Below are 17,382 nucleotides of genomic sequence, written 5' to 3' on the forward strand. Positions count from 1 at the left end.
ATAACGGCTGGTCTTATTCTTCACACCATTTTATTAAATTCTTTTCGTAATCTTTTTATAATTCTTTTTTCTAAACGCGAAATATATGACTGTGAAATCCCAAGCATATCCGCCACATCTTTTTGCGTCTTTTCCTCTCCTCCAGCAAGCCCAAACCGAAGTTCCATAATTTGTTTTTCACGATCATTTAATTGGTGTAATGCTTTCATTAAAAGGTGACGATCTACAGTAGCTTCTAAATCTTTTGTAATAATATCATCATCTGTACCTAACACGTCAGACAACAATAGTTCATTCCCATCCCAATCAATGTTTAGCGGTTCATCAAAAGAAACTTCCGAACGATTTTTGTTATTCCGACGTAAATGCATTAAAATTTCATTTTCTATACAACGCGATGCATATGTTGCTAATTTTATTTTCTTTTCTGGATTAAATGTATTTACCGCTTTAATAAGGCCGATTGTTCCTATACTAATTAAATCTTCAATATTTATCCCTGTATTTTCAAACTTTCTTGCTATATATACAACGAGCCTTAAGTTGCGTTCAATAAGTAATGACCTTGCTGCCTGATCTCCTTTTGGCAATTTATTCAAAAGAACTTCCTCTTCTTCTTTCGTTAACGGTGGTGGCAACGCTTCACTTCCACCAATATAATAAATTTCATCGGTCTTAATTCCTAATTTCAGCAATACTTTATACCAAAGGTATACTAAATAAAATTTTAATTTCATCATATTATCCCGCCTCTCATTATTAAGCGATCACCATTTTTTGTGAAATCAACATTTTTGGATGCACAATACATTGATACTCCCCATTAGTAGACAGTTGTTGTGTATTTAATCCAATTAATACTTTGTTTACAACAATAGAACTACCTTCATGATCAACTTGCACACTGTCAGGCTTAATTGCCCACAAAAATTGACTTTCTACTCCTACTGCACGGAAAGGAATTAAACGTAATTTTGTCGCCCAACCAGAATCATTTTCTGGTATTTGAGGAATTTCTGTTTTGGAATAAATTTGTTCTGTTAACCAAGATGGTAAGCAATGTTCTAATGATGAAACATGCATAATCATAACGGGTGTTTTTGTTAATGGGTCGTAAAGTTGGTTCCCACTGTCAATAAGACCTGCCAGTTCTAGTTCTTCTTCGGCTAATTGAATTTTTACTTTTACAATTTGGTCATAGTGTATTTTCGTGACCTCTACGCTTTCAATACGCTTTTTAGAAAAATAATAAATTACCGGAAAACCAAAAATAACAAATAACCAACTAATTGGATCGCCGTAAGAAATTGACTGAGATTGAACCAATCCATTTACCATTTCATTCGTTTGCAAAAAGAAATGAGTTCCAATTAATCCTCCGCCAACCATAAAGGTTACAAAGTAAAAAGTAAAAACAGTTTGTGCATAATTTCTAAATGTTGTAAATCCAAATGCTGTATACACAATAAGTAACGAGTACAGTAGTTTCATAATTGGATGTGTCATCATAGAAGCAAAAGGAGTAAAGGCAAAAATAACAATAGTTGAACCTATAAATGCCCCTAACACAAGCCTCCATCTTTTGATCTTCTTTTTTAACACGGTAGCTGTTAATAAAAGCAAAAGAAAATCAATGCAGGCGTTTAACAACCAAACAACGTCGGCGTAAACAACCAAACAATTCACCTCTTTTTTCAAGTTGAGACTAGTATAATGCATATCCAATAGGAAAGTGTGTCAATTTGCGGAGGTGTTTTTTTGTTATTTTGTGATTTCTAGACATAATCTGTCGGTAAAAAATAAAAGTACAAATTCATAGAATGATATACTCTTATTTTCACCAACAAAATATATTGAAATATACGAAATAAAAAAAGACCTGCTTAGCAGGTCTTTTCCATTTAAAAAACAAAAAAGGAGCATGAAAGCTCCTTTTTTTATCGTCTACGACGGTTACGTAAAAATGCTGGAATATCGATATCATCTGAATCTGAATGACGCTCATGTACAACTGGCTCTTCACGCTTCATTTCACGCTTTACTTCACGTTGTTTTGAAGGTTGAGCTACTGGTTGTTGCTGTTGTTGCGTGTGGTTCGCATTCGGACGAATAATTGGTTTTGGTGGTTGAGTTGCAATGCTATCATCAAAACCAGTTGCAATTACAGTTACAACGATATCATCTTTTAATCCTTCGTTAATAACAGAACCGAAGATCATATTTACTTCTGGATCTGAAGCTGAAGCTACGATATCTGCCGCTTCTTGTACTTCATATAAGCTTAAGTTAGCGCCACCCGTAATGTTCATGATAACACCTTGAGCTCCATCAATAGATGTTTCTAGTAATGGACTAGAAATCGCTTTTTTCGCAGCTTCTGCAGCACGATTTTCCCCGTTACCAGAACCAATACCCATTAAAGCAGAACCTCTATTAGACATAATTGTCTTTACGTCTGCAAAGTCTAAGTTAATTAAACCTGGTGTTGCAATTAAATCCGAAATACCTTGAACACCTTGACGTAATACGTTATCAGCTTCACGGAATGCTTCTAACATTGGCGTATTTTTATCAACAATCTCTAATAAGCGATCATTTGGAATTACAATAAGAGTATCTACATTTTCTTTAAATGCTGCAATACCAGATGCTGCTTGCGTCGCACGCTTACGTCCTTCAAAAGTAAATGGACGTGTTACAACACCAACTGTTAAAGCACCTAATTCTTTTGCAACTTGAGCAACAACTGGAGCTGCACCAGTTCCAGTTCCACCGCCCATACCGGCAGTTACGAAGACCATATCCGCACCACGAAGTGCTTCTTGGATCTGTTCTTTACTTTCTTCTGCAGCTTTTTTCCCTACTTCAGGGTTTGCGCCTGCACCAAGTCCACGCGTTAATTTTCCACCAATTTGCATTTTCGTTTCAGCTTTTGATAGATTTAATGCTTGTGCATCAGTGTTCACAGCGATAAAGTCTACACCTTGTACACCGTGTTCAATCATACGGTTTACAGCATTGTTTCCGCCACCGCCGACACCGATAACTTTTATATTCGCTAATTGATCTTGAGTAGTATCAAACTCTAACATGTCGAAATCCCCCTAGAACCTCATTTTTCGTGTCCAATTTTAATCCCATAAATAACGGAATACACGTTTTACTTTTGACATCATGCGGTCATCATTTTGATTATTATTGTTTTGATTACGAGTTTTTTGTTTTGCAGGTTGCTGTTGTACCGGCGTTGGTGCTGGTGCTGGTACTGGTTCAAAATGCTCTTGCTTTTCCTGCACATTTTTCCCACGTAATTTAGCTTTTTGATAAGAATGTTTAATTAATCCAACTCCACTTGTATATTGGGGCTCACGCACACCAATATAATCAGGAGTTGCTACACGAACATTTTCATGTAAAATATCATATGCAAGGTCAAGAACACCTGGCATAGAAGCAATTCCACCAGTTAGTACATAACCAGAAGCCACTTGCTTTACTCCTAACTTACGCACTTCATCTTGAACAAACATTAAAATTTCCTCTACACGAGCCTCTATTATATCCGATAATTCCAACTGAGAATATTGTTCTGTTTGATCACTTCCCATAATAGGAACCGTAAACATCTCTTCTTCAGATGCTGTATCATAAAAAGCATGTCCATATTTCAACTTAATTTGATCTGCATTTTCTGTTGAAGTTTTCAACCCAATCGCAATATCCTTCGTTATATGGTCTCCACCTAATGGTAATACGCTCGTCGCTTGTAACTCTCCATCTTTAAAAATAGATAAAGTTGTAGATCCTCCCCCCATATCAACAAGGGCTACTCCTCTATTTTTTTCATCTGAAGATATAGCAACTGTTGCAGCCGCTAAAGGTTGAAGACAAATATCAACAATTTCAAGACCTGCTTTTTCTACACAACGAAGTAGGTTATGTAGTAAAGTTCTCGAGCCTGTAATAAGTGTACCTTCCATTTCTAATCTTACACCGATCATCCCGCGTGGATCGTTAATCTCGTCAAGACCGTCTACGATGAACTGTCGAGGTACCACATCAATAAACTCACGTTCTGGAGCAATTGACACAACTTGTGCTGCATCTAGAACGCGTAAGACATCTTCATTCCCGATTTCACGATCTTCATTTGAAACAGCGACTACTCCGTGACAAGGAAGTAGCTGTACCTGGTTTGCATTGACACCTACTACAACTTGCTCAATGTGGATTCCCACCATGCGCTCAGCTTGTTCAATTGCTTTTTTAATTGATCGAACAGTCTCGTCTATATCAACTATCGATCCCTTCTTTAAACCATTTGATTTTACATTTCCAACACCAATAATGTTTAAGCTGTCATTAACCATTTCACCAATGATGACTTTAACATTGGATGTACCGATGTCAAGACTAACATATATTTCATTGCTGTTCATTCTTTGGCACCTCCTTCTTTATTTATACCATACAACTCAATATATGGAACAACAATCGCAACTTTACTATTTATAAGAAAAATATTCAACGTCTTTATACGTTTCCCTTTTTTAACCCTATATTTTTCTTATTTTTATTTAGCATTCAATTAAGAATATCGCAGTAAACTATGAATAACTGCTTATCTTGAAATAATTCTATTTCGAGTGTAAAGTTTACCGCCAAGTATAAGTCTACACTAAGATGTACTCATAGAAAAGTGAAACTTGTACCAATACTAGTATGAATCTAAGAATTTTTACATATTTTTCATCAAATGAACCATTCTTCTAAATTCGTATACATATAATAGAACATTCGTTTCGTTTTTTCTGCTATAATCAACGAAAACTACCATTCTATTCTTTTTTTTCTTCCGCACCTAATTCTTTCGTATATGCACCTACTTCTAAGTCAATTAATACCTTCTTACCTGGCTCAATTGTTTTTAAAATAAGCGGATAGGCTTCCATACGTTTTGCAAAATTTTGAATCGTAGTGCTCACTTCATAACCTTCATTCATATATAAAGTAAGATGATCTTCATTCGCATTCGTTGGTGAATAGCGAATCTCCGAAATAGATTTTAAAATAGCTGGTGTTAATTTTTCTAGTTCAGCGATTAACTCCTTCATTTTCTCTTCTTTAAAAGGTTCGAAAATCGGTGCTGCAACAGGAAGTTTTCCATTAGGTAGTACATCAAGCGTTTTTCCATTTTCTAATAACGGTTGTAATTTTCCCTCTTTATTTATATAACCAATCGTTAAATATTCTTCGATATGAATATCAATCTTGTTTGGAAAACGTTTTTTTACATTTACTGCTTTAATTTCTTTTCGCTTCGTTAAGTTTTCTTCAGCTTTATGTGCTGTCACTCGGAAATAACTTGTATCATATGTCACGCCTGAATCCTTCATTACTTGCTCATCCGTCATATAGTGATTTCCAAACACACTAATCTTTTTTATATTACTAAGCGGAGACCGAAAATAAATTAAAAAGAGCACTAATAAAAATAAAATTGATATGTATAAAATCAATCGATGATTAACATTTTTTTTGTTTTTTTTCTTTTGATTTTTCAATTTTGGTACACGATCTTGTAGTTTAATCACTTTACTATTATTCATGTACGATCCCCCTATGTAACATAAAGAACGGCATGTTCCTCATGCCGTTCTTATCTTCTTATTATAACATAAATGATAATGAGCGGAACGAATAACCGTTATCTTCCAATGATTTCTACTTCTGTATGCATATCTACATCAAATTTATCCTTAATTGTATGTTTTATTAATTCAATTAAGGACAATACATCTTGCGCTGAAGCTCCCCCGGTATTAACAATAAAATTGCCATGCATTTCAGAAATTTGAGCTCCACCAATCCTATAACCACGAAGCCCTGCTTTTTCTACTAAATCTCCTGCAAAATGTGGGATTGGATTCCGAAATACACTTCCTGCACACGGGTGATTCCATGGTTGCGTTTCACGGCGGTAATCTTTATTATTTTGCATGCTACGTACAATTTCTTCACGTTTTCCCGCCTGTAATTGAAACTCCGCCTCTAAAACAATACCAGGACGTTTCGTTTGCAATACAGATGCCCGATAAGAAAACTCCAGTTCTTTATTCATTAACCAGTCAATTGTACCGTCTTCAAACAGAATGAGAGCCTTCGATAATACACTCGATATATCCGATTTATGTGCACCTGCATTCATATATACTGCACCACCGACACTTCCTGGAATACCGCTTGCAAACTCCAATCCAGCTAACCCTTGACGACTAAGTAAAGTTGACAATTTAATAAGAGGATATCCACTACCAACTCTTACCTTATGTTTTTCGACCTCTAAGTGATCTAATCCTTCTCCTAAACGAATAACAACACCTTCTATGCCTTGATCAGATACAAGAAGGTTTGAACCGCGCCCAATTACAGTCCACTTCGTTTTGTATTGCTTTACTAACTGTAATGTTTTTTCAATACCGGCTACATGCTTTGGCACAATTAAAATATCCGCTGGTCCACCTATTTTCATAGTTGTATAACGTGCTAACGACTCATTAACTAAAACACGACCAACGTCTGCTTCTATAAGCTCATTTACTAATTGTTCCATAGACAATCTCCCCCATATTAAGTCTCCTTATGACAATAATATGCAGGGCGTTCACCTAACGTTATCCCTCTATTTACGGGCAGTACAGCTCCTAAATCAAAATTCGGCGGTAACAAAGAAGTTAGGCGAGAATCGGGATGCCAGTAAACATCCGATTAGTGAAAGGTAATAATCAACGAGAAAGAATCACTCCCCACTGATAAAAGCCTCACTTTATTTTTTTACAAGCTTATTCATTACTTCATACAGCTTATTTGCTGCATCTGGAATACCTAGTTGCTTAGCAGCTAGCTTCATATTTTGTAATGTTTGTGCATCCAATAAAATCTCATCAATATCACGAATAAGCGTTTCAGCTGTTAAATCTTTTTCAAGTAACATTTTTGCCGCTCCTTTATCAACAACTGAACGTGCATTCTTTTCCTGATGATTATTTGTTACGTACGGACTCGGTATTAACACACTTGGTTTTCCTAACGCTGTTAATTCTGCAAGTGTTGTTGCCCCAGCCCTTGAAACAACAAGGTCTACACCAGTTAGTACCTCTGGCATATTATGAATGAACGGCTTAATAATAACATTGTTCGGGTTCCCTTTTTGCTTCACGGCTTCCATCACTTTGTCATAATGTACTTCACCTGTTACATATAGTATTTCGTAGCTTTTGTTCCCAAACTGTTCAATTGCTTCTACGAAGGCATCGTTAATCGGTCTAGCTCCACGACTTCCACCAAATATAAGTACAGACTTTTTAGGAAGAGAAAGCCCAACTGAACGTTTCCCTTTCATTCCATTTTGATCCATTACCTCTGATGCTCGCGGATTACCTGTCATTACCACTTTTGACTCTGGAAAATGCTCTGTAGCTGCTTCAAAACAAACAGCAACTTTATCAACATAACGACTTAAAAATTTGTTCGTTACACCTGGTACACTATTTTGTTCATGTACAATAGTTGGAATACCTAATTTGGCTGCAGCGTATACAACTGGTCCACATACATATCCACCCGTTCCAATTACGATATCCGGATTAAAACGACGAATATATCGTTTACTATCCTGTACACCTTTTAGAAAACGCATTACTGTTTTCACATTATCTAATGATATTTTTCGTTTAAATCCACTTATAACAATAGATTGAAATGGTATACCTGCTTTTGGAACGATTGTACTCTCTAGTCCATTTTCCGTACCAATATATAAAAATCTTGCTTCTGGATTTAACTTTTTTATTTCTCTAATTAAAGCAAGAGCTGGATAAATATGACCACCAGTACCCCCACCACTCACTAATACACGCACTACTAACTCCTCCGCTTCTCTTTTCTTATTTCCATTATATTTATTTCTATATACATATTGCATTTTTACACACATACGAAAAACCCTGTCTTATAAACAGGGTTTAGTAGCGAGAATGGCGACTTATATTTAATAATACACCTACTGCCATTAACATTAATGTCAAACTTGATCCACCATAACTTAAAAACGGCAAGGTAATACCCGTAACAGGCATCAGTCCTGTTACAACACCAACATTAATCATTACTTGAATCGCAATCATCGCCACAATACCTACTGCTAAAAACGTACCATATAAATCTGGCGCTCCTAATGCGATACGAATCCCGCGCCATAATAATAGACTAAATAATAATAACACAAATGAACCACCAATAAAACCTAATTCCTCGGATAAGATCGCAAATATAAAGTCAGTTTGTGGTTCAGGTAAATAAAGAAATTTTTGTCTACTTTGTCCAAGTCCAAGCCCAAATAATCCACCAGGTCCAATTGCGAGTAATGATTGGATAATTTGAAATCCACTTCCAAGCGGATCTGACCACGGATCTAAATATGATGTAATGCGTTTCATTCGATACGGTGCTGATGCAATTAACCCTACAAATCCTGCTACACCAATCAAACCAAACATTGCAAAGTGAAAGACCCTCGCTCCCGAAATAAATATCATAATGATACATGTCCCAACCATTACCGTTCCTGTCCCAAGGTCTGGCTGTAACATAATCATCCCAAAAGCAAGAAACACAAAACTAAGAGCCGGTAATAAACCACGTTTAAAAGATGTAATCAATTTTTGCCGTTCCGCTAAAAACTTTGCCAAGAAAATAATCATCGCAAACTTCATAAATTCTGACGGTTGAATCGAAAATGCTCCGATCCCAATCCAACTTCGTGCTCCTCCTCGAACAAGACCTACTCCAGGAATAAGAACGAGAATAAGAAGAATGAAGCAAACTAGCAAAATTACTTTTGAATACGTACGCCACACCCAATAATCAATTTTCATAATAAAAAACATAGCTACTACACCAAGACCCGCAAACAGTAATTGTCTTTTTGCAAAAAAGAATGAGTCCCCCATTTTATAAGAGGCCCAAACTGCACTCGCACTATAAACCATAATCATTCCGATTGTCAACAATGAAAGTGTTACGATGATGAGCATAAAATCAGGCGTTTTCTTCATTACCCACAAACACCACCTCTTTAGGCAGAACCTTTTGCCCTATGTAACAAAACATCAGTAGGTGTTAGCCTACTGATGTTTTGATTTACTTTATATAAGTTTATGCACAGCTTGTATAAAAATGTCTCCTCTTTCTTCAAATGTTTTAAATTGATCCCAGCTTGCACACGCTGGAGAAAGAAGAACAACATCACCTTCTTTAGAATGAGCATAAGCTTTCACCACTGCTTCATCTAAAGTATCGACACTTTCAATTATATCTAATCCCGCTTTTTCTGCCGCTCTTACTAGTTTGGGAGCTGTTTGTCCAAATGTTACAATCGCTTTTACATTTTTGAAATACGGAATTAAATCATCGAATTCATTTCCGCGGTCAAGCCCACCTGCTAGTAACACAATCGGTTGTGTAAACGCAGATAGTGCTTTCTCAGTCGCTAACATATTCGTTGCTTTTGAGTCATTATAAAACTTACGGTTGTTAATCGTTGTTACATATTCTAAACGATGTTTTACACCCGTAAAACGTTTTAACACGACCGTAATTGCTTCATTAGAAGTACCTAATAATTTCGCAATACTCATCGCAGCTAAAATATTTTCTAGATTATGTTGACCAGGTAAAACGATATCGCTTACTTCAACAACTTTTTCACCTTTGAAATAAAGAGCGTTATCTTTTATACACGCGCCATCTTCAATTTCTTTCGTTGTCGAAAACAAGATTTTTTGACCTTTAGTATCCGCAGATAAAGCCATCACATCTGCATCATCCGCGTTTATTACACTATAATCGTTTTCTGTTTGGTTTTTAAAAACATTTGCTTTTGCTAAACCATATTCCTTCTTCGTCCCATGATAATCTAAGTGGGCTTCAAATAAGTTTAAGAACGCTGCAATTTTAGGTTGGAACGATTCTACTCCCATCAATTGGAACGATGAAAGTTCTGTAACTACAACTTCATTTTCTTTTGCATCCTGTGCTACTTCACAAGCTACAGTTCCTATATTCCCTGCAATAACAGGATGCTTTTGTCCTTCTTTTAACATTTCAAATGTCAGCATTGTTGTCGTCGTTTTACCATTAGATCCTGTAATTCCAACAAATGGCGCTTTTGAAATACGATATGCTAATTCAACTTCCGTAACAATTGGAATTTGCTTTTCTTTCGCAGCAACTAATATTGGATTAGAATACGGGATTCCTGGATTTTTAACGACAAGAGAAATATTTCTCTCTAATAATTCTAAAGGATGGCCACCGCATACAACGTCCATTCCTTTTGCTTGTAATTCTGCAGCAAGTACATTGTCTGCTAAAGGCTTTCCGTCATTTACAATGACATTCGCCCCTAACTTTTGTAACAATGTAGCTGCTGCATAACCACTTTTTGCAATGCCTAATACAAGAATATTCTTATTTTGAAATTCAGTTACAGTTTTCAATTACATCCACACCCCGATATAAATTCCTAACACAGCTAATAAAAATCCTGCAGACCAAAACGTCACAACAACACGCCACTCTGACCAACCACATAATTCATAATGATGGTGTAATGGACTCATTTTAAAGACACGTTTTCCTGTTGTTTTAAATGAAATGACCTGAATAATAACCGATAAAGTTTCCATGACGAATACTCCGCCAATAATTACAAGTAGCAATTCTTGTTTTAATAAAATCGCTACAGCTGCAATGGCTCCACCTAAAGCTAATGAACCTGTATCTCCCATAAACACTTTTGCTGGATTCGCATTGAATACTAAAAATCCAAGTACAGCTCCTACCACTGCCATACAGAATATCGCTACTCCAAATTGCTCTTGTGCCACAGCAATAATACTAAATGCTCCAAATGCAATAGCAGCTGTTCCTGATAATAAACCATCTAAACCGTCAGTTAAGTTAACTGCATTTGATCCACCAATAAGCATAAATAGTACAAGTACAAAATACGCCCAACCTAATTCAAACTTAACATCCGTTCCCGGAATCATGATGTATGTGTGGAACGCTTGCCCTTTTCCAATTAAAAAGAATGCAATAGCAATAACAAGCTGCCCTACTAATTTTTGTTTTGATGTTAAACCAAGATTTCTCTTCTTAACTACCTTTATGTAGTCATCTAAAAATCCGATTAATCCGTAACCAAACGTCACTAATAGTAATAACGAAACCTCTGCACCTAAATAATTAAACTTAATCGCCATAATAAGTGAAGTTACCATCATAGATACGTATATGACGATACCACCCATTGTCGGTGTCCCTGATTTTTTTTGATGTGACTTTGGTCCCTCATCACGAATACTCTGTCCGAACTTTAATTTTCTTAAAAATGGAATAAACAATGGCGAAAGGGCAACAGAAATTAAGAATGCTACCCCAGCCGTTACTAATAAACCTTGCTCAAGCACATGTAGTCCTCCTCTCACGTTGTTACTCTTCGTTGTTTAAACGCCCTGTAATTGCTTCTTTCGCAACTTCTCGATCATCAAAATGATGAACTTCTTTACCAATAATTTGATACGTTTCATGACCCTTACCAGCAATAATAATGATATCATCTGCTTTCACTTTAGTGATTGCATGGTGTATCGCTTCTTTTCTATCAATAATCACTTCATAATTATTTCCACTTGCACCATGTACCATATCATCTAAAATAGCCGCTGGATCTTCACTTCTTGGATTATCTGATGTGTAAATTGCATGAGTTGCATATTTTGTTGCAACACTTGCCATTATCGGTCTCTTCGTTCGGTCCCTATCGCCACCACAACCAACGATACAATACACATCACCTTTTGCAAATTGTTTTGCAGTTTTTAATACATTTTCTAAACTATCCGGCGTATGTGCGTAATCAACAATAACTGTATAATTTTGTCCTCCATCAACAACTTCAAAACGCCCTGGAACCCCAGCTAGTTCCTTTATAACAGCAATGATTGTTTCTAATTTCACACCCGAAACAAGCCCTGCTGCTGTTGCTGCAAGTACGTTATATACATTAAATTTACCTATTAATTTCATCGTAACATTTACACTTTCATACGGTGTGACAAGGGTAAATGTAGTTCCGCCACTCGTCATAACGATATTTTTTGCCATAATGTCACTTGTTGTATCAATACCATATGTTACAACAGTTGCTGCAGTACTTCTCATATACTCTTCTGTTACATTATCATCGCTATTCAGCACAGCGTACTTTTCACGATTATGATTATAACTATTGCCAAGCTGTGCAAATAGTAACCCTTTTGCATGTTTATATTCTTCCATCGTTTTATGATAGTCTAAATGATCTTGTGTTAAGTTCGTAAACACCGCTACATCGTAATCACATCCGTGTACACGACCAAGATCTAACGCATGTGACGAAACTTCCATTACCGTGCTGTCCACACCTTGTTCAACCATTTTTGAAAACGTCTGTTGAAGTGTTAGTGCATCTGGTGTTGTATTTTTCACCTCAAATGTTTCATCACCGATTTTCATATTAATCGTTCCAATTAGCCCTGTTTTATGACCATGTGCTCGCATAATCTCATCCATAATATGCGATGTTGTTGTCTTTCCATTTGTACCTGTAATTCCGATTAAATGTAACTTGTGTGTCGGTTGACCATAAAAATAATCAGCTAAAACCGCTAACGAACGAAAAGTATTTTTCACAAGTACAACTGGAACGTCAACATCAATTGGTCTTTCCGCAACAATAGCAGCCGCTCCTTGTGCCGCTGCTTGCTTAGCAAAATCATGGCTATCAACCGTATATCCTTTCATACATACAAATAAGCTTCCTTCTTTCACTTTACGTGAATCAGCTTCTATAGATGTGATTTCTGGATTTTCTTTTGGAACAACTGGAAAATCATGCAAACATGATAAAAGTGTATGCAACTTCATTTCACTAAACCCTCTCTACATTGTTTATTTATCTTTTTTTCAGTAAGCAACACATTACCTCCTATATAAGGAGGTAAGTGCTACTGGCCTATTTATGACTGAGACACTTATTGTCTCAAGTTAAGTAACTGTTCTATAAAGAACTCACTTCCACCAATTGTACCATAAAACGTACTATGTTACCTTTAATTCCCGAAGTAAATTCTAATTTTTGAGCCTTCTTTTACTTTAGCTCCCGCTTCTGGTGATTGCTTAATTACTTTCTCTCCATCTCCACTTATATCAAGCTGCAAATCGACGAGTTGTGTTTGTAAATCTTTCTTTTTCATTCCAATTAAATTCGGAACTTCCACAGTTGGTGTATCGCCCCATTTATATTCTTTTTCAACTTGTTCTTTTCTCGGTTTCACTCCCATAACAGGAAGCGCATCTCGAAGGATATTCCCGACAATTGGAGCTGCTACCACTCCACCAAACTGTGTAACCCCTTTTGGATTATCAACAGCAACATACACAACAATCTCTGGATCATCCGCTGGAGCAAATCCGATAAAAGATACAATATAATTATTCTCTAAATATTTACCATCTTTCACCTTTTGAGCAGTACCCGTTTTTCCACCTACACGATATCCATCAATATAAGCACCTTTACCAGAACCTTTCGCTACAACATTCTCTAATGCATAACGAACTTTTTCTGAAGTTTCCTTGGAAATAACTTTTCTTTTCTCAACAGGTGTCTTTTTACTAACAACTTGATTATTTTTCGGATCAATAAACTCCTTAGCTATATACGGCTGATACAATGTTCCACCATTTACAGCCGCCGCTACAGCTGCTACTTGTTGAATTGGTGTAACAGAAACCCCTTGGCCGAATGAAGTTGTCGCTTGCTCTACTGGACCAACTTTATCTAAATTAAATAAAATCCCACTGCCTTCACCTTGCAAGTCAATCCCAGTCTTCTGCCCAAAACCAAAATTACGAATGTATTTAAATAATCGGTCTTTACCAAGGCGATCACCAAGTTCAATAAATCCCGGGTTACATGAGTTTTGAACGACTTCTAAAAACGTTTGACTGCCATGACCTCCTGCTTTCCAGCATTTCAATCTAGCTCCACCGACTTCAGCTGCTCCATCATCATAAAACGTATCCTTCTCTAAGTCTACTAAATTTTCATTCAATGCTGCAGCTAGTGTAATGATCTTAAATGTTGAACCAGGCTCATACGTACTCCACACTGGTAGATTTCTGTTATACACTTCTGGAGAGACACTTTGAAAATCCGCTGGATCAAAACTCGGCCGACTAGACATACCTAAAATTTCACCATTTTTAGGATTCATTGCAATTGCAATCATACCGTCTGGATTATAAGTTGACTCCGCAATATTCATTTCTCTTTCCATAATCCTTGTAATACGCGCATCGATTGTTAATCCTAAATTCAAACCGGCTTCTGGCTTTTTGAAATCATCACCAACATTAGGCATCCTTTGTCCTTTCGCATCTGCAAAAAAACGAACATGACCTTTGTCCCCATTTAGCTCTTTATCATAATATTTTTCTAGCCCCATAAGACCTTGGTTATCGCTACCTGCAAAACCTAATACATGTGATAAAAAGTTTCCAAATGGATAGTACCGGATAGAATCCTCTGCGATATACACGCCCTTCAAACTTAATCCTCGTACTTCTTTCGCTTTGTCATGTGATATTTTCCTTCCGCCTTTATCTAACCTTACAATCGATTCTTTTTTTGTAATTCTTTTATAAATCTCATCTTTTTCCACACCTAATACTGCAGCTAACTTCTCTGCAGTCTCTGCTGGTTTTTCAATTTGCCTCGGTACAACAAAGACAGTTGGAGCACTTTTATTCGTGGCAAGTTCCACACCATTTCGGTCTAAAATTTTCCCACGTTCGGGTTCAAAAGTAATATTACGACTCCATGAATCTTTCGCACGATCCGTTAACATATTCCCAAGAAAAAATTGCACATATCCAAGACGAATATCGATAATAGTGAAAATAAGTATACCTGATATAAGTATAAAAATAAGTCGTTTTCTAACTGTTACATTTGATACACGCATATCGGAACAAGCCTCCCTTACGCCTAGCTTGTTCCAATATATGCTTGTACTTATTTAATTAGAACTTCTTCTCTTTTACCATTACGGCTTTTCTGCTTCTTGTTGTGGTTCGAGTGGCGGTACGAGTGTGACACCTAATTCTGTACCAGGTTGTAATAATGTTCCTTCCGCCACACTTTGCTCTGTTACGTATCCTGTACCAGAAGGCTTCAAGTTAAGCTGTAATGTCTTCGCTAAATTCATAACATCACGCAGTGCCCATCCTTGTATATTTGGCATTGTAGGCTTATCTCCTACCAAGAAGACTCGGTCGCCTTTCAATGTTTGTTCAGTTGCTTTTGGTACTTGTTGCTGTACTTTCCCTTCACCTAGTACGATTGGACGAAGTTTTGCTTTATCAATTGCTTTCCCCGCTTCAGCCATCGTTTTACCAGTTACATCTGGAACAGTAGTTTGTTGTTCTTTCAGATGTTTTTTCGGATCTTTCACTTCATTTGGCTTAATCTTTAAATACTCTAAACTATTTTTTGTTACATATTTAAAAATATCAGCTAAAGGCTGTGCACCGTTCTCATCATCTTTTAATTTCGGCTGTTTAACAGCTACATACACAACAAGTTGTGGGTCGTCCATTGGTGCCATACCTAAGAATGAGAATATATAATTCTGTCTTCCTGTCATATAGCCGCCTTTTCCATCCGGAATTTGCGCTGTCCCTGTTTTACCACCAACTGAATATCCATCAATTTTATAAGCTGTCCCTGTACCTTTCGGAGATGTAACAACACGTTCTAATAACTGTCTTACTTGCGCTGCTGTTTCCTTTGTAACAGGTTTTCCTACTTCTTCTGGCTTATGTTCTAATTTTACTTTGTCTGTTATTGGATCTACAATTTTATCAATTGCATAAGGTTTCATCATTTTCCCATCATTTGCAATGGCCGTTGCAGCTTGTACAAGCTGAATTGGTGTTACAGTGGAACCTTGTCCAAAAGCTGTTGTCACTTGTTGTATTTGCTGATCAAATAAAATTGTATTCGATCCTTCACCTGATAAATCAATGTTCGTTTTTTCATCTAATCCAAAACTATGAATATATTTTCGGAAACGTTCTGGACCAAGTTTTTGATCTCCTAAAATTGCAAACGCTACGTTTGAAGAACGCTCTACCCCTTCATCAAACGTGATAGAGCCCCAACCAGCACCACCGTTATGATCTTTTATTTTCCTATTTCCGACTTGATATGTCCCGGACTGATAATAATCTTGCCCTTTGTACACACCTTCATTAATAGCTGCCGCTAACGTGAAAATTTTCATTGTTGATCCAGGTTCAAATGCATTGGCAATTGCGTCATTGAAGAAATATTTAATTTGACGATCATTAGGGTCATAACTAGGTTTAGTAGACATCGCTAATATTTTTCCGGTTTTTGGATCTGCAACAATCCCTATTAAACTTTCTGGCTCATATTGCTTACTTGCTGCTTTCATCGCGTCTTCTAAATAACTTTGGACACGTTGATCAATTGTTAAATAAGCGTTATCTCCATTTTTAGGTGCCTTTACATTAACTTTTCCACCATCAAGGGATACACCTTTACGATCACCTGTATACGCTACTTCTCCATTAGAAGCACTTAAGTATTTATCCAAGCTTTTTTCTATGCCAAATTGACCTACCGAGGTTCCATTCTCATTTGGTTTTGCATGACCTATAACGTAAGATGCAAAATCACCGTTTGGATACACCCTTGCATTTTCTGTAATAAAAGATATTCCCGGCAATTTCAACGCTTCTATTTGTTCCTTCTTTTCTTTCGTCAAATCCTTGCCTAACGTTCCAAATTCGACTTGACTTCTACCTTCCTTATTTAAAGAAGCTAAAATATCCTCTTCGCCTTTTCCAAGTACTCCTGCAATTTTCTTTGCAGTATCTTCTTTATTCTCAACAGAGTTAGCACCTTTTAGCGCAGCTACTATTTTATAAGAGTTTGCGTCTTGTGCTAACACATGACCGTTTTGATCATAGATGGTTCCTCGGTTCGCTTCAAGAACTCCTTTTTTACTATGCTTTTGTTTAGCAAGTGCATCTAAATCCTGATTATGAACTGTTCCTGTTGATTGTATGTAAAAAAATCGGGCTAATAACAGCAAAAAGAGCAGGAGGAAAAATATCATAAAATAACCTGCTCCCTTATTGGTATGAAATTTAGTCATATTCTTCTTCATCGTTCCTTCACACCTA

13 protein-coding genes are annotated in these 17,382 nt (G+C 36.6%); all 13 read right to left on the reverse strand.

Annotation, left to right across the window (positions count from 1 at the left end; all coding sequences use genetic code 11):
• Positions 1 to 20 precede the first annotated feature (20 nt).
• Positions 21 to 740 (reverse strand): RNA polymerase sporulation sigma factor SigE, encoded by a 720-nt coding sequence (gene sigE / locus BUA87_RS20145; protein ID WP_000976948.1) that lies wholly within the window; start codon positions 738 to 740, stop codon positions 21 to 23.
• Between the two features lie 19 nt (positions 741 to 759).
• Positions 760 to 1,677: a sigma-E processing peptidase SpoIIGA gene (spoIIGA, locus tag BUA87_RS20150; RefSeq protein WP_000261975.1), complete on the reverse strand. Its 918-nt coding sequence runs from the start codon at positions 1,675 to 1,677 to the stop codon at positions 760 to 762.
• A 260-nt stretch (positions 1,678 to 1,937) separates the two neighbouring features.
• A complete protein-coding gene (ftsZ, locus tag BUA87_RS20155; protein WP_000888984.1) occupies positions 1,938 to 3,092 on the reverse strand; it encodes a cell division protein FtsZ in 1,155 nt (384 codons plus the stop codon).
• 39 nt (positions 3,093 to 3,131) lie between these two features.
• Complete coding sequence (gene ftsA, locus BUA87_RS20160; protein ID WP_001087557.1) at positions 3,132 to 4,439, reverse strand: cell division protein FtsA; 1,308 nt, start codon at positions 4,437 to 4,439, stop codon at positions 3,132 to 3,134.
• 399 nt (positions 4,440 to 4,838) lie between these two features.
• Positions 4,839 to 5,609, reverse strand: coding sequence for a cell division protein DivIB (divIB, locus tag BUA87_RS20165; protein WP_001065789.1), 771 nt, complete (start codon positions 5,607 to 5,609; stop codon positions 4,839 to 4,841).
• A gap of 98 nt (positions 5,610 to 5,707) precedes the next feature.
• The gene (murB, locus tag BUA87_RS20170) at positions 5,708 to 6,613 is read right to left on the reverse strand and encodes a UDP-N-acetylmuramate dehydrogenase (protein WP_000437027.1); all 906 of its coding nucleotides are present in this window, start codon (positions 6,611 to 6,613) and stop codon (positions 5,708 to 5,710) included.
• A 213-nt stretch (positions 6,614 to 6,826) separates the two neighbouring features.
• A complete protein-coding gene (gene murG / locus BUA87_RS20175; protein WP_024927913.1) occupies positions 6,827 to 7,921 on the reverse strand; it encodes an undecaprenyldiphospho-muramoylpentapeptide beta-N-acetylglucosaminyltransferase in 1,095 nt (364 codons plus the stop codon).
• Positions 7,922 to 8,024: 103 nt separating this feature from the next.
• Positions 8,025 to 9,116 (reverse strand): stage V sporulation protein E, encoded by a 1,092-nt coding sequence (gene spoVE / locus BUA87_RS20180; RefSeq protein ID WP_000753524.1) that lies wholly within the window; start codon positions 9,114 to 9,116, stop codon positions 8,025 to 8,027.
• A gap of 90 nt (positions 9,117 to 9,206) precedes the next feature.
• Entirely contained in the window at positions 9,207 to 10,559 is a 1,353-nt protein-coding gene (gene murD, locus BUA87_RS20185) for a UDP-N-acetylmuramoyl-L-alanine--D-glutamate ligase (RefSeq protein WP_000860103.1), read from the reverse strand.
• A complete protein-coding gene (gene mraY, locus BUA87_RS20190) occupies positions 10,560 to 11,534 on the reverse strand; it encodes a phospho-N-acetylmuramoyl-pentapeptide-transferase (RefSeq protein WP_000893060.1) in 975 nt (324 codons plus the stop codon).
• 22 nt (positions 11,535 to 11,556) lie between these two features.
• Complete coding sequence (gene murE, locus BUA87_RS20195; RefSeq protein WP_000766289.1) at positions 11,557 to 13,032, reverse strand: UDP-N-acetylmuramoyl-L-alanyl-D-glutamate--2,6-diaminopimelate ligase; 1,476 nt, start codon at positions 13,030 to 13,032, stop codon at positions 11,557 to 11,559.
• A 185-nt stretch (positions 13,033 to 13,217) separates the two neighbouring features.
• The gene (locus BUA87_RS20200) at positions 13,218 to 15,134 is read right to left on the reverse strand and encodes a stage V sporulation protein D (protein WP_001266235.1); all 1,917 of its coding nucleotides are present in this window, start codon (positions 15,132 to 15,134) and stop codon (positions 13,218 to 13,220) included.
• 81 nt (positions 15,135 to 15,215) lie between these two features.
• Positions 15,216 to 17,315 (reverse strand): penicillin-binding protein, encoded by a 2,100-nt coding sequence (locus BUA87_RS20205; protein WP_002094122.1) that lies wholly within the window; start codon positions 17,313 to 17,315, stop codon positions 15,216 to 15,218.
• Between the last annotated feature and the right edge of the window lie 67 nt (positions 17,316 to 17,382).

It is taken from the genome of Bacillus sp. bc15 (genome assembly GCF_900142585.1).
GTDB classification, from domain to species: domain Bacteria; phylum Bacillota; class Bacilli; order Bacillales; family Bacillaceae_G; genus Bacillus_A; species Bacillus_A cereus.

Coding starts and splice junctions, on each gene's coding strand:
- sigE (WP_000976948.1), bottom strand. CDS start 740: ATGATGAAATTAAAATTTTATTTAGTATACCTTTGGTATAAAGTATTG.
- ftsZ (WP_000888984.1), bottom strand. CDS start 3,092: ATGTTAGAGTTTGATACTACTCAAGATCAATTAGCGAATATAAAAGTT.
- ftsA (WP_001087557.1), bottom strand. CDS start 4,439: ATGAACAGCAATGAAATATATGTTAGTCTTGACATCGGTACATCCAAT.
- divIB (WP_001065789.1), bottom strand. CDS start 5,609: ATGAATAATAGTAAAGTGATTAAACTACAAGATCGTGTACCAAAATTG.
- murB (WP_000437027.1), bottom strand. CDS start 6,613: ATGGAACAATTAGTAAATGAGCTTATAGAAGCAGACGTTGGTCGTGTT.
- spoVE (WP_000753524.1), bottom strand. CDS start 9,116: ATGAAGAAAACGCCTGATTTTATGCTCATCATCGTAACACTTTCATTG.
- murE (WP_000766289.1), bottom strand. CDS start 13,032: ATGAAGTTGCATACACTTTTATCATGTTTGCATGATTTTCCAGTTGTT.
- BUA87_RS20200 (WP_001266235.1), bottom strand. CDS start 15,134: ATGCGTGTATCAAATGTAACAGTTAGAAAACGACTTATTTTTATACTT.
- BUA87_RS20205 (WP_002094122.1), bottom strand. CDS start 17,315: ATGATATTTTTCCTCCTGCTCTTTTTGCTGTTATTAGCCCGATTTTTT.